The 14,362-nt window shown below is 42.6% G+C and carries 5 protein-coding genes, 2 tRNA genes and 4 rRNA genes; 6 read left to right on the plus strand and 5 right to left on the minus strand.

The features are described 5' to 3' along the window. The 5 genes from PCNPT3_RS00210 to mioC form a co-directional block, all read right to left on the minus strand. Window positions 1-912, minus strand: coding sequence for a ParB/RepB/Spo0J family partition protein (locus PCNPT3_RS00210; protein ID WP_015463866.1), 912 nt, complete (start codon window positions 910-912; stop codon window positions 1-3). Further along, complete coding sequence (locus PCNPT3_RS00215; protein WP_015463867.1) at window positions 909-1,700, minus strand: ParA family protein; 792 nt, start codon at window positions 1,698-1,700, stop codon at window positions 909-911. The genes PCNPT3_RS00210 and PCNPT3_RS00215 overlap by 4 nt, the downstream gene beginning before the upstream one ends. A gap of 33 nt (window positions 1,701-1,733) precedes the next feature. Continuing rightward, window positions 1,734-2,369 (minus strand): 16S rRNA (guanine(527)-N(7))-methyltransferase RsmG, encoded by a 636-nt coding sequence (gene rsmG / locus PCNPT3_RS00220; RefSeq protein WP_015463868.1) that lies wholly within the window; start codon window positions 2,367-2,369, stop codon window positions 1,734-1,736. Then, window positions 2,362-4,248: a tRNA uridine-5-carboxymethylaminomethyl(34) synthesis enzyme MnmG gene (gene mnmG / locus PCNPT3_RS00225; protein ID WP_015463869.1), complete on the minus strand. Its 1,887-nt coding sequence runs from the start codon at window positions 4,246-4,248 to the stop codon at window positions 2,362-2,364. The genes rsmG and mnmG overlap by 8 nt, the downstream gene beginning before the upstream one ends. Before the next feature lie 361 nt (window positions 4,249-4,609). Continuing rightward, a complete protein-coding gene (mioC, locus tag PCNPT3_RS00230) occupies window positions 4,610-5,074 on the minus strand; it encodes an FMN-binding protein MioC (RefSeq protein ID WP_015463870.1) in 465 nt (154 codons plus the stop codon). Between the two features lie 828 nt (window positions 5,075-5,902). On the opposite strand from mioC, the gene PCNPT3_RS00235 reads away from it, so the two are divergent. The 6 genes from PCNPT3_RS00235 to PCNPT3_RS00260 all read left to right on the plus strand — a co-directional run bounded on the left by PCNPT3_RS00235 (window position 5,903) and on the right by PCNPT3_RS00260 (window position 14,293). Then, window positions 5,903-7,447, plus strand: a 16S ribosomal RNA gene (locus PCNPT3_RS00235). Between the two features lie 69 nt (window positions 7,448-7,516). Then, window positions 7,517-7,592, plus strand: a tRNA-Glu gene (locus PCNPT3_RS00240). A gap of 397 nt (window positions 7,593-7,989) precedes the next feature. Beyond that, window positions 7,990-10,881: ribosomal RNA gene (locus PCNPT3_RS00245) — 23S ribosomal RNA — on the plus strand. 133 nt (window positions 10,882-11,014) lie between these two features. Continuing rightward, window positions 11,015-11,130: ribosomal RNA gene (gene rrf, locus PCNPT3_RS00250) — 5S ribosomal RNA — on the plus strand. 1,473 nt (window positions 11,131-12,603) lie between these two features. Beyond that, window positions 12,604-14,148, plus strand: a 16S ribosomal RNA gene (locus PCNPT3_RS00255). Together the 16S, 23S and 5S rRNA genes with 2 tRNA genes alongside form the textbook arrangement of a ribosomal RNA operon. 69 nt (window positions 14,149-14,217) lie before the next feature. Further along, a tRNA-Glu gene (locus tag PCNPT3_RS00260) sits at window positions 14,218-14,293 on the plus strand. The last annotated feature ends 69 nt before the right edge of the window (window positions 14,294-14,362 follow it).

The following is a 14,362-nucleotide window of genomic DNA, read 5'->3' on the forward strand; positions in this document are numbered from 1 at the left end:
TTATTTTAATAACGCTAATATATCGTTTAATTTATCTGTTTTATCAAAGCTGATCACTATTTTTCCACTGCCATTTTTGGCTTGAGAAAATACCACAGGCGTTCCAAGTTTACTTGATAAGGTTTCTGATATTGCCTGTATTTTAGGATCTGTTTTTAACAACTTCGGCGTGCTTTTGGGTACTTTTGGATCACTTGATTGCTTAACTAAGCGTTCAGTCTCTCTTACGGTTAAATTTTTATCTATAACCATAAATGCAAGGCTTGCTTGTCGCTCATCATCACAACTGAGAAGTGCACGCGCATGACCCATTTCAATGTCGCCATTAGCGAGCATTTTCTGTACTGGCATCGATAAATTATTTAAACGTAACAAGTTACTCACTGCAGTACGCGACTTACCAACCGCAACTGCGACATCTTGATGAGTAAGCGTAAATTCCTCTAATAAACGTTTATATGCAATCGCTTCTTCCATTGCATTTAAGTCTTCACGTTGAATATTTTCAATCAAAGCAATCGCAATAGCAGCATTATCTTGTACATTTTTAACTAAACAGGGGATGCTTTCCAATCCCACTATTTTAGCTGCACGCCAACGCCGCTCACCGGCAATTATCTCATAGTTTTGATGACCGGTTAGTCTAACTACGAGTGGCTGAATAATACCTTGGGCATGAATTGAACTTGCAAGCTCTTCTAATTTTTCAGTGCACATATGACGACGCGGTTGGTATTTTCCCGCCTGCAGAAGATCTATATTTATATTCTGCAATTCACCTTGTGTACTTTCTACTATTTTCTGGGTTTTCTCTGCTTGAACATCATGAGATACTTGTTTTGAGCGACTTATATTACTGCTACTAAGTAATGAATCTAAACCTTTACCTAAGCCTCTCTTTCTTCCTATCATGATGTTTCCTTATCTTCTTGTAATTGCTCTTCACGACGTAAAATTTCACCCGCTAGGGCTAAATAGGCTTTAGCTCCGGTGGAATATTTATCATAATAAATAACGGGGGTGCCAAAACTCGGGGCTTCGGCTAAACGAACATTACGAGGAATGATCGTACGATAAACCTTATTACCAAAATGCTTTTTAAGTTGATCTGAAACATCTGAAGATAAACGGTTACGAGGATCGTACATCGTGCGTAAGATCCCTTCTATTTTAAGATCCGCATTGATAACAGAAGCTATTTTAGTGATCGTATCGAGTAACGCCGTTAATCCTTCTAATGCGTAATATTCACACTGCATTGGCACTAAAACAGAATCGGCTGCTGTCATCGCATTAACCGTCAACATATTTAAAGAGGGTGGACAGTCAATAAAAATATAATCATATTGATCTTTATAAGGGGCTAACGCACTACGTAAACGTGTTTCTCTTGAAAAAAAGCTCATTAGCTTAACTTCTGCAGCGGTAACATCACTGTTGGCAGCCACTAAATGAAAGCCACCTGATGTTTCTTTTTCAATGACCTGATCTAAAGGTAAATCGTCAATTAATAAATCATAAGCAGTATGAGCAACCTCATACTTATCAATATTAGATCCCATGGTTGCATTACCTTGAGGATCTAAATCAATGACTAATACTTTACGCTTAGTAGCCGCCATTGAAGCTGCTAAATTAACGCAAGTAGTCGTTTTACCTACACCACCTTTTTGGTTGGCTATTGCAATTATTTTACCCACAAAGATCTACTCTATATTGATGATAATGGAAATTTATATCCTTTTTACTTTTACTAAGCAACGCTCTCCTTCGAGGTTTGGTACTTGCAATGTAATAGACTCTATAAATTCAAATTGTTTATCTAAGTTTTTTATCTCTTGCTCTGGTAATTGTCCTTTTAACGCTAAAAAATGCCCATTTTCATTACTTAAATGTTTACACCAATTAAGCATGTCAGCAAGTGAAGCAAAAGCGCGACTTAAAACGACATCAAATTTTTCTTCAGGATGATATTCTTCGACTCTGCTTTGAATAAACTCTACATTTTTTAGGCCTAACTCTAACACGGCTTGACGGATAAAACGTAAACGTTTACCTAAGCTATCTAGCAATACAAATTGTTTATCAGGATTTAATATTGCCAATGGTAATCCAGGTAATCCAGGGCCTGTACCTACATCTATGAGGCGTTGTCCCTGTAAGTGTGGTGACACTACAATACTGTCCATAATGTGCTTGATAAGCATTTGCTGTGGATCACGAACCGACGTTAAATTATATGCTTTATTCCATTTCACTAATAGCTCAAGCAATTGTATTAATTGATTAATTTGTTTATCACTTACTTTTAAAGTGGTTAAACTTATCATGCTTCGTAAATTATTAGTTAACTCTATTTTATTAAACATTTCTTCTTAACCCGTTTTTCTTTAAATAAATCAATAAAATAGAAATAGCTGCTGGCGTTATCCCTGGTATTCTAGAGGCTTTTCCAATACTTTCTGGTTTCATCTCATTTAATTTTGCAATAGCTTCATTCGATAAGCCTTTTACAATTTGGTAATCAATATCAAGTGGTAATAAAGTGTTTTCATTACGTTTTGATTTTTCAATTTCATCTAATTGTCTATCAATGTAACCTTGATATTTAATTTTAATTTCAATCTGTTCCGCCGCTTTTGGATCGCTGACTGCTGGGCCTAAACCTTCAATATTCATAAGATCCAGATACTTTATTTCAGGACGACGTATCATGGCTTCTAATGTACTTTCGCGTTGCATTGGTTGTTTTAATAATGCATTTATTTGTGCAGCGTTTACCGAATTTGGATTTACCCATTGTCCTTTTAAACGTTGTGATTCAAGTTCAATCGTTTCTTGCTTCTCACTAAACATTTTCCAACGCGCATCATCGATCACACCATATTCACGCCCAATAGCGGTTAAACGACTATCTGCATTGTCTTCACGTAATAATAAACGATACTCTGCACGACTGGTAAACATGCGGTAGGGCTCTTTAGTACCTAATGTAGAAAGATCGTCAATTAAGACCCCTAAATAAGCTTCATTGCGTCGTGGAGACCAACCTTCTTTGTCTTGCGAATACAATGCAGCATTCATACCTGCAAGTAATCCTTGAGCAGCAGCTTCTTCATAACCTGTTGTGCCATTAATTTGCCCAGCAAAGAATAAACCATGAATATATTTACTTTCCAATGTCGATTTTAAATCACGAGGATCACAATAATCATACTCAATGGCATAACCAGGGCGCGTTAAAAATGCATTTTCAAAACCTTTCATGGATTGAATAAATTCTATTTGTACATCAAAAGGTAAACTGGTTGATATTCCATTAGGGTAAACTTCATGCGTCGTTAAACCTTCAGGTTCAACAAATATTTGATGCGAGTTTTTATCTGCAAAACGCATTATTTTATCTTCAATAGACGGGCAGTAGCGTGGTCCAACACCATCAATTACACCTGTATACATCGGACTTCTATCTAAACTATTACGAATAATATCGTGTGTTTTTTCATTGGTATGGGTGATATAACAAGGAATTTGACGTGGATGATCGCTGGCTTTTCCCATAAAAGAAAATGTAGGGATCGGTGTATCACCATGTTGTACTTCTAAAACAGAAAAATCGATACTACGCGCATCAATACGAGCAGGGGTACCTGTTTTTAAACGTCCCATTCGAATAGGAAGATCTTTTAAACGTTGTGCTAAACCGATTGAAGCTGGATCACCTGCTCGTCCGCCACTGTAATTTTTTAATCCAATATGAATTAGACCATTTAAAAATGTACCTACGGTTAAAACAACTGATTTAGCCGAAAACTTTACACCCATTTTAGTAACAACACCGGTTACTTGATCATTTTCAACAATAAGATCTTCAACTTCTTGTTGGAATATTTTTAAATTTTCTTGGTTTTCTAGTTTTTCTCGAATAGCCGCTTTGTATAATAATCTATCCGCTTGTGCCCGTGTAGCTCGTACGGCTGGGCCTTTACTAGAATTAAGAGTTCTGAATTGAATACCAGCTTTGTCAGTCGCATTGGCCATTAAACCACCTAATGCATCCACTTCTTTCACTAAATGTCCTTTGCCAATCCCACCAATTGCGGGGTTACAAGACATTTGTCCTAAAGTTTCAATATTATGGGTTAATAATAACGTGTTTAGTCCCATACGGGCTGATGATGCGGCTGCTTCCGTTCCTGCATGGCCACCGCCAATGATAATAACATCAAAATGTTCGTGGTAATTCATTCTTCTTCCAAAACTACAGTAAAAATATAGAAACGTATTTTACCTCCTTCCTTCAAAATATGACACCACTAAGATCAAATGAATAGTATTAGTAGTATATATAGATCTTTAAAGATCTTTTATTACTACTATTATTAATGTTTGGCTCTTTTATGTAAAAATGCTTTTTTATTTTAAAGATCAGGATCTTATATAAGATCCTTTGTTGTGTGTAATAAGGGATCTTTCTGCGCTTATCCTTGGGATAGAATGGCTACTTATGCACAGCCAAAGTTAAGCACAGGTTTATGCATAGTTTAATCATAATTAACTAAGTGTTTATAAATGATATATACACAGGCTACTGTGTATAACTATTACGTTATTCTTCTTCAATTTTAGTAAGATCTTCGATCAAAGTCGGGATCCAATCTAATACTCTACTTTCTGGAGAAGGGTAATTAACAATATCTATTTCAAAACGATCACTAATACTCGTCGCTCCCATTTCTTCTAATAATAAATCAATATTTTTTGCAGCTTCACAATAGGTATCGTAATTGGAATCGCCAATACCTATGATTGCATAACGAACGTCGTGTAAAGGTGCATTTACTTGCTGTAATTGCTCTACAAATCCTTTAAAATTATCTGGGTAGTCACCCGCTCCATGAGTAGATAAACAAATAAGCCAAATATCTTCAATTTGTAGAGATAATTCATTTAAGTCAGGATCTAGGTGTAGCTCTGTATCAAAACAAGCTTCTTCTAGTAATACTTGTGCTGCTTCTGCAACATATTCAGTACCACCTAATGTACTGCCAACTAATATTTGTATTTGATTCATATATAACTCCATTAATGTTTTTGTATTATTACTATATATACCTATGTTACTTCAAGAGGCTCTAAGCAGGCACAAGCTAAGATAACAGGTGTTAAGGTTCCTTTTACCATGTGAACGCCCAAGGAGTCTTCTCACCTCTCGCTAAAGGTCGATGCGACTTGAACTTATATTTAGCATTGATGTGTTGTTACAAAACTACCAAGTTAGAATAACTATTTTTCTCTTTTATGCGAGAAGCTAAGTGTTATTAGGCTTACTGATTTTGCATCATGGCGTATCTATAGGTATAGACATCTAAATTATGCTTAAATATAGGCATAATAAATAGCATTCTTATTTGATTCTTTGTTTTTTTGGTTAAAAAAATAGCAAAATGCTTGTTAAATATTCATTTATTTAAAAAATGTAATTTTTAGTAAATAAAACTTGCCAATGCCGATGAACTCCCTATAATGCGACCCCACAGACACGGTATGTAGCGCAAGTTACTACGGTGTTTAGAGAGACAACTTCTTGTTAATTAAGTTAACTAAGAGGTTGACAAATCTCACGGGTAGCGTATTATTCGCACCTCGCCGAAAGGCACGCTCTTTAACAATTTAATCAAACAATCTGTGTGGGCACTAGATGATGATTTCAAAAAAGTCCTTATGGTGATTTTGCTTTGCAACTTCATTAAGAGGACAAAAAGAATCAATATCAGTGACACACGAATTAATTCATTAATTCAGAATAACAACAAGTACTTTTCACTAGTTGATTAGTTACTTAGTTTTAGTCAGTAATATTGAGTCGCATTGTTGGTAACAACATTGCAAATTAAACTTTAAATTGAAGAGTTTGATCATGGCTCAGATTGAACGCTGGCGGCAGGCTTAACACATGCAAGTCGAACGGTAACAGAGAGTAGCTTGCTACTTTGCTGACGAGTGGCGGACGGGTGAGTAATGCTTGGGAATATGCCTTAACGTGGGGGACAACAGTTGGAAACGACTGCTAATACCGCATAATGTCTACGGACCAAAGCAGGGGACCTTCGGGCCTTGCGCGTTTAGAGTAGCCCAAGTGGGATTAGCTAGTTGGTAAGGTAATGGCTTACCAAGGCGACGATCCCTAGCTGGTCTTAGAGGATGACCAGCCACACTGGAACTGAGACACGGTCCAGACTCCTACGGGAGGCAGCAGTGGGGAATATTGCACAATGGAGGAAACTCTGATGCAGCCATGCCGCGTGTGTGAAGAAGGCTTTCGGGTTGTAAAGCACTTTCAGCGAGGAGGAAAGGGTAGTAGTTAATAACTGCTATCTGTGACGTTACTCGCAGAAGAAGCACCGGCTAACTCCGTGCCAGCAGCCGCGGTAATACGGAGGGTGCGAGCGTTAATCGGAATTACTGGGCGTAAAGCGCGCGTAGGTGGTTAATTAAGTCAGATGTGAAAGCCCAGGGCTCAACCTTGGAACTGCATTTGAAACTGGTTGACTAGAGTTTTGTAGAGGGTGGTAGAATTTCAGGTGTAGCGGTGAAATGCGTAGAGATCTGAAGGAATACCAGTGGCGAAGGCGGCCACCTGGACAAAGACTGACACTGAGGCGCGAAGGCGTGGGGAGCAAACGGGATTAGATACCCCGGTAGTCCACGCAGTAAACGATGTCTATTAGAAGTTTGTGGCTATATGCCGTGGGTTTCAAAGCTAACGCATTAAATAGACCGCCTGGGGAGTACGGCCGCAAGGTTAAAACTCAAATGAATTGACGGGGGCCCGCACAAGCGGTGGAGCATGTGGTTTAATTCGATGCAACGCGAAGAACCTTACCATCCCTTGACATCCAGAGAATCGCCTAGAGATAGATGAGTGCCTTCGGGAACTCTGAGACAGGTGCTGCATGGCTGTCGTCAGCTCGTGTTGTGAAATGTTGGGTTAAGTCCCGCAACGAGCGCAACCCTTATCCTTACTTGCCAGCGGGTCATGCCGGGAACTTTAGGGAGACTGCCGGTGATAAACCGGAGGAAGGTGGGGACGACGTCAAGTCATCATGGCCCTTACGGGATGGGCTACACACGTGCTACAATGGCAGATACAAAGGGTTGCTAACCTGCGAGGGTATGCGAATCTCATAAAGTCTGTCGTAGTCCGGATCGGAGTCTGCAACTCGACTCCGTGAAGTTGGAATCGCTAGTAATCGTGGATCAGAATGCCACGGTGAATACGTTCCCGGGCCTTGTACACACCGCCCGTCACACCATGGGAGTGGGCTGCACCAGAAGTCATTAGCTTAACCTTTCGGGGATGGCGATGACCACGGTGTGGTTCATGACTGGGGTGAAGTCGTAACAAGGTAGCCCTAGGGGAACCTGGGGCTGGATCACCTCCTTATACGAAAGAAACACGTTTAGTGTCCACACAGATTGTTTGATTAGAATGATAAAGCGCACAAAGTTCTTGGTCCCCATCGTCTAGAGGCCTAGGACACCGCCCTTTCACGGCGGTAACAGGGGTTCAAATCCCCTTGGGGATACCAAAATCTAGGCATTAAAAAACCAGAGAATCACTTGATAACTGTTTAATTTGAAACAATTATCAAGTGTTTTTTTAACACTGCTCTTTAACAATTAGGAAAGCTGATAAAGTTCTTATTTATCGCACAATAACAATGAATAACTTAGGTTATTTGATTGGTGTGATAGATATAAACGAAATTGTTCTCAGTAATTAGTATTTATATTAATTACTGTAATCAAGCAAAAATAAAAACAGCTGCAATTCACGTAAGTGAAGTGCAGTTTGTACGTATCTACTCAGTTATTTATAACTGATAGGTGCACGAAAAACGAATGTGTTTTTCATAGTAAAATATGAGGATCGCAAGCGTCTTGGAAACGACATATTATATCTAAAAGTATTTTTAGGTATTGTATGGTTAAGTGAATAAGCGTGCACGGTGGATGCCTAGGCAATTAGAGGCGATGAAGGACGTGGTAATCTGCGATAAGTCCAGGGGAGTTGATAACAAGCGTTATATCCTGGAATTTCCGAATGGGGCAACCCGGCACTTAGTGTCATCGTTAAGTGAATACATAGCTTAACGAAGCGAACGAGGGGAACTGAAACATCTAAGTACCCTTAGGAAAAGAAATCAACCGAGATTCCGATAGTAGCGGCGAGCGAAATTGGAACAGCCCTTAAGCTGTTTAGAAGTTAGTAGAATGCTCTGGAAAGTGCAACGATACAGGGTGATAGTCCCGTATATGACAACTTCTTTATAGTGAAAACGAGTAGGTCGGGACACGAGAAATCCTGACTGAATATGGGGGGACCATCCTCCAAGGCTAAATACTCCTAATTGACCGATAGTGAACCAGTACCGTGAGGGAAAGGCGAAAAGAACCCCTGTGAGGGGAGTGAAATAGAACCTGAAACCGTGTACGTACAAGCAGTAGGAGCCGACTTAGTTCGGTGACTGCGTACCTTTTGTATAATGGGTCAACGACTTAATTTCAGTAGCAAGGTTAACCGTTTAGGGGAGCCGTAGGGAAACCGAGTCTTAACTGGGCGAATAGTTGCTGGGATTAGACCCGAAACTTGGTGATCTAGCCATGAGCAGGTTGAAGGTTGAGTAACATCAACTGGAGGACCGAACCCACTAATGTTGAAAAATTAGGGGATGACTTGTGGCTGGGGGTGAAAGGCCAATCAAACCAAGAGATAGCTGGTTCTCCTCGAAAGCTATTTAGGTAGCGCCTCATGTATCACTGTTGGGGGTAGAGCACTGTTTAGGCTAGGGGGTCATCCCGACTTACCAACCCTATGCAAACTCCGAATACCAACAAGTGCAATCATGGGAGACACACGGCGGGTGCTAACGTCCGTCGTGGAAAGGGAAACAACCCAGACCGCCAGCTAAGGTCCCAAAGTATATGTTAAGTGGGAAACGATGTGGAAAGGCTTAGACAGCTAGGAAGTTGGCTTAGAAGCAGCCATCTTTTAAAGAAAGCGTAATAGCTCACTAGTCGAGTCGGTCTGCGCGGAAGATTTAACGGGGCTAAACATATCACCGAAGCTGCGGATGCATAATTTATTATGCATGGTAGAGGAGCGTTCTGTAAGCCGTCGAAGGGAAAGGTGTAAACCATCCTGGAGGTATCAGAAGTGCGAATGTTGACATGAGTAACGATAAGGGGGGTGAAAAACCCCCCCGCCGGAAGACCAAGGGTTCCTGTCCAACGTTAATCGGGGCAGGGTGAGTCGACCCCTAAGGCGAGGCCGAAAGGCGTAGTCGATGGGAAACGGGTTAATATTCCCGTACCCTTTATTATTGCGATGGGAGGACGGAGAAGGCTAGGTGGGCCTGGCGATGGTTGTCCAGGTTCAAGTATGTAGGCGGGAGACTTAGGTAAATCCGGGTTTCTACTAACGCTGAGATACGATGTCGAGTCACTACGGTGATGAAGTCATTGATGCCATGCTTCCAGGAAAAGTCTCTAAGCTTCAGATAATAAAGGATCGTACCCCAAACCGACACAGGTGGTCAGGTAGAGAATACCAAGGCGCTTGAGAGAACTCGGGTGAAGGAACTAGGCAAAATGGTACCGTAACTTCGGGAGAAGGTACGCCTACGACGGTGAAGTCCCTTGCGGATGGAGCTGTTGTAGGCCGAAGATACCAGATGGCTGCAACTGTTTATTAAAAACACAGCACTCTGCTAAATCGTAAGATGACGTATAGGGTGTGACGCCTGCCCGGTGCTGGAAGGTTAATTGATGGGGTTAGCGCTTGCGCGAAGCTCTTGATCGAAGCCCCAGTAAACGGCGGCCGTAACTATAACGGTCCTAAGGTAGCGAAATTCCTTGTCGGGTAAGTTCCGACCTGCACGAATGGCGTAATGATGGCCATGCTGTCTCCACCCGAGACTCAGTGAAGTTGAAATCGCAGTGAAGATGCTGTGTACCCGCGGCTAGACGGAAAGACCCCGTGAACCTTTACTACAGCTTAGCAGTGAACTTAGAGCCTACATGTGTAGGATAGGTGGGAGGCAATGAAACCAGGTCGCTAGATTTGGTGGAGTCAACCTTGAAATACCACCCTTGTATGTTTTGAGTTCTAACCATGGCCCCTGAATCGGGGTTTGGGACACTGTTTGGTGGGTAGTTTGACTGGGGCGGTCTCCTCCTAAAGAGTAACGGAGGAGTACGAAGGTTGGCTAATCACGGTCGGACATCGTGAGGTTAGTACAATGGTATAAGCCAGCTTAACTGCGAGACAGACACGTCGAGCAGGTACGAAAGTAGGTCATAGTGATCCGGTGGTTCTGAATGGAAGGGCCATCGCTCAACGGATAAAAGGTACTCCGGGGATAACAGGCTGATACCGCCCAAGAGTTCATATCGACGGCGGTGTTTGGCACCTCGATGTCGGCTCATCACATCCTGGGGCTGAAGTCGGTCCCAAGGGTATGGCTGTTCGCCATTTAAAGTGGTACGCGAGCTGGGTTTAGAACGTCGTGAGACAGTTCGGTCCCTATCTGCCGTGGGCGTTTGAGAATTGAGAGGAGCTGCTCCTAGTACGAGAGGACCGGAGTGGACGAACCGCTGGTGTTCGGGTTGTCATGCCAATGGCATTGCCCGGTAGCTACGTTCGGAATCGATAACCGCTGAAAGCATCTAAGCGGGAAGCGAGCCTCGAGATGAGTTCTCACTGGAGCTTTAAGCTCCCTAAAGGGCCGTTGGAGACTACAACGTTGATAGGCAAGGTGTGTAAGTACAGTAATGTATTGAGCTAACTTGTACTAATTACCCGTGAGGCTTAACCATACAATTCCTAAAAGTATTGTATTGAGTAACCAAGAGATGATTGTAATCAATCAAATACGTTTGCGAAGACATATTTTACGAAACAAATTGCAAGATTAAGAAACAATCCAGCTTTTCTAATTAAGATTTTTAGCTTGGCGATAATAGCGCTGTGGCACCACCTGATCCCATGCCGAACTCAGAAGTGAAACGCAGTTGCGCCGATGGTAGTGTGGGGTCTCCCCATGTGAGAGTAGGTCATTGCCAAGCGCCTAATAACGAATAATCCCTGTTGACTGATGTCAACAGGGATTTTTTCGTTATTAGCTTGGCTAGATGACCACTCTCACATGGGAAATTAAGAGCGCAACGCAGTTGCTTTCCTTTAGTGTGATAGTAGGGCGAGTTTGCCGACAGGCAAGTTTACGAGCGGAGGAGCTCCGCGACTCCTGTCCATCGACAAAGCGCCTCTTTTTTTAAACTCATCACTATATAAAACCGTTTTTTTCGTTAAATGCTTGGCAAATGACCACTCTCACATGGGAAATAAACAGCGCGCGAAGGCAGAAGCATATTGTGTGATAGTAGGGCGAGTTTGCCGGCAGGAAATTTTCTTGATCGGACTAAGTTCTGCGTGTCCTGGAGTGTATCGCGACAGCGATATTTATAAGCGGGTGAGATCGTTGAACCCTGACAGTCACCAAAGCGCCTCTTTTTTTAAACTCATCACTATATAAAACCGTTTTTTTCGTTAAATGCTTGGCAAATGACCACTCTCACATGGGAAATAAACAGCGCGGCGAAGGCAGAAGCATATTGTGTGATAGTAGGGCGAGTTTTCCGGCAGGAAATTTTCTTGATCGGACTAAGTTCTGCGTGTCCTGGAGTGTATCGCGACAGCGATATTTACGAGCGGGTGAGATCGTTGAACCCTGACCGTCGCCAAAGCACCTCTTTTTTAAACTCATCACTATATAAAATAGATTTTTTCGTTATTAGCTTGGCTAGATGACCACTTTTAATGGGAAATAAACAGTTTTTCAACAGGCAAGTTTTTGATCGGGTGAGTACTGCGAAGCCCGACCGTCATCAAGTGTCTCTTTTTTAAACCCCATCATTATATAAAACCGTTTTTTTTGTTAAAGGCTTAGGAGTAACCTACTCTTACATGGAAATAACAGCCTGTGAAGGCAGAAGCATATTGTGTGATTAGGCGCGTTTTCCGACAGGCAAGTTTTTGATCGGAGGAGTTCTGCGACTCCCGAGCACCGACTCTCTTATAAAAGGCACAAATCGATTACTAAATAATCACTAAAGTGTTTATTTTAATTTAATGTAAATAAAGCCTTGCCAATGTTGCTGAACTCCCTATAATGCGACCCCACAGACACAGTAAGTAACGCGAGTTACGCAGTGTTTGGTGAGACAACGATTTGATTATTAAATTAAAACGTTGACAAATCTCACTGGTGACGTATTATACGCACCTGCCGAAAGGCACGCTCTTTAACAATTTAATCAAACAATCTGTGTGGGCACTAGATGATGATTTCAAAAAAGTCCTTATGGTGATTTTGCTTTGCAACTTCATTAAGAGGACAAAAAGAATCAATATCAGTGACACACGAATTAATTCATTAATTCAGAATAACAACAAGTACTTTTCACTAGTTGATTAGTTACTTAGTTTTAGTCAGTAATATTGAGTCGCATTGTTGGTAACAACATTGCAAATTAAACTTTAAATTGAAGAGTTTGATCATGGCTCAGATTGAACGCTGGCGGCAGGCTTAACACATGCAAGTCGAACGGTAACAGAGAGTAGCTTGCTACTTTGCTGACGAGTGGCGGACGGGTGAGTAATGCTTGGGAATATGCCTTAACGTGGGGGACAACAGTTGGAAACGACTGCTAATACCGCATAATGTCTACGGACCAAAGCAGGGGACCTTCGGGCCTTGCGCGTTTAGAGTAGCCCAAGTGGGATTAGCTAGTTGGTAAGGTAATGGCTTACCAAGGCGACGATCCCTAGCTGGTCTTAGAGGATGACCAGCCACACTGGAACTGAGACACGGTCCAGACTCCTACGGGAGGCAGCAGTGGGGAATATTGCACAATGGAGGAAACTCTGATGCAGCCATGCCGCGTGTGTGAAGAAGGCTTTCGGGTTGTAAAGCACTTTCAGCGAGGAGGAAAGGGTAGTAGTTAATAACTGCTATCTGTGACGTTACTCGCAGAAGAAGCACCGGCTAACTCCGTGCCAGCAGCCGCGGTAATACGGAGGGTGCGAGCGTTAATCGGAATTACTGGGCGTAAAGCGCGCGTAGGTGGTTAATTAAGTCAGATGTGAAAGCCCAGGGCTCAACCTTGGAACTGCATTTGAAACTGGTTGACTAGAGTTTTGTAGAGGGTGGTAGAATTTCAGGTGTAGCGGTGAAATGCGTAGAGATCTGAAGGAATACCAGTGGCGAAGGCGGCCACCTGGACAAAGACTGACACTGAGGCGCGAAGGCGTGGGGAGCAAACGGGATTAGATACCCCGGTAGTCCACGCAGTAAACGATGTCTATTAGAAGTTTGTGGCTATATGCCGTGGGTTTCAAAGCTAACGCATTAAATAGACCGCCTGGGGAGTACGGCCGCAAGGTTAAAACTCAAATGAATTGACGGGGGCCCGCACAAGCGGTGGAGCATGTGGTTTAATTCGATGCAACGCGAAGAACCTTACCATCCCTTGACATCCAGAGAATCACCTAGAGATAGATGAGTGCCTTCGGGAACTCTGAGACAGGTGCTGCATGGCTGTCGTCAGCTCGTGTTGTGAAATGTTGGGTTAAGTCCCGCAACGAGCGCAACCCTTATCCTTACTTGCCAGCGGGTTATGCCGGGAACTTTAGGGAGACTGCCGGTGATAAACCGGAGGAAGGTGGGGACGACGTCAAGTCATCATGGCCCTTACGGGATGGGCTACACACGTGCTACAATGGCAGATACAAAGGGTTGCTAACCTGCGAGGGTATGCGAATCTCATAAAGTCTGTCGTAGTCCGGATCGGAGTCTGCAACTCGACTCCGTGAAGTTGGAATCGCTAGTAATCGTGGATCAGAATGCCACGGTGAATACGTTCCCGGGCCTTGTACACACCGCCCGTCACACCATGGGAGTGGGCTGCACCAGAAGTCATTAGCTTAACCTTTCGGGGATGGCGATGACCACGGTGTGGTTCATGACTGGGGTGAAGTCGTAACAAGGTAGCCCTAGGGGAACCTGGGGCTGGATCACCTCCTTATACGAAAGAAACACGTTTAGTGTCCACACAGATTGTTTGATTAGAATGATAAAGCGCACAAAGTTCTTGGTCCCCATCGTCTAGAGGCCTAGGACACCGCCCTTTCACGGCGGTAACAGGGGTTCAAATCCCCTTGGGGATACCAAAATCTAGGCATTAAAAAACCAGAGAATCACTTGATAACTGTTTAATTTGAAACAATTATCAAGTGTTT

Origin of the sequence: Psychromonas sp. CNPT3 (assembly GCF_000153405.2) — a bacterium.
In the GTDB taxonomy this organism is placed as follows: Bacteria; Pseudomonadota; Gammaproteobacteria; order Enterobacterales; family Psychromonadaceae; genus Psychromonas.

What these genes read in the sequence shown, in the direction of transcription:
- PCNPT3_RS00210 (WP_015463866.1), bottom strand. Translation starts at nt 912, where the DNA reads ATGATAGGAAGAAAGAGAGGCTTAGGTAAAGGTTTAGATTCATTACTT.
- rsmG (WP_015463868.1), bottom strand. Translation starts at nt 2,369, where the DNA reads ATGTTTAATAAAATAGAGTTAACTAATAATTTACGAAGCATGATAAGT.
- mnmG (WP_015463869.1), bottom strand. Translation starts at nt 4,248, where the DNA reads ATGAATTACCACGAACATTTTGATGTTATTATCATTGGCGGTGGCCAT.
- mioC (WP_015463870.1), bottom strand. Translation starts at nt 5,074, where the DNA reads ATGAATCAAATACAAATATTAGTTGGCAGTACATTAGGTGGTACTGAA.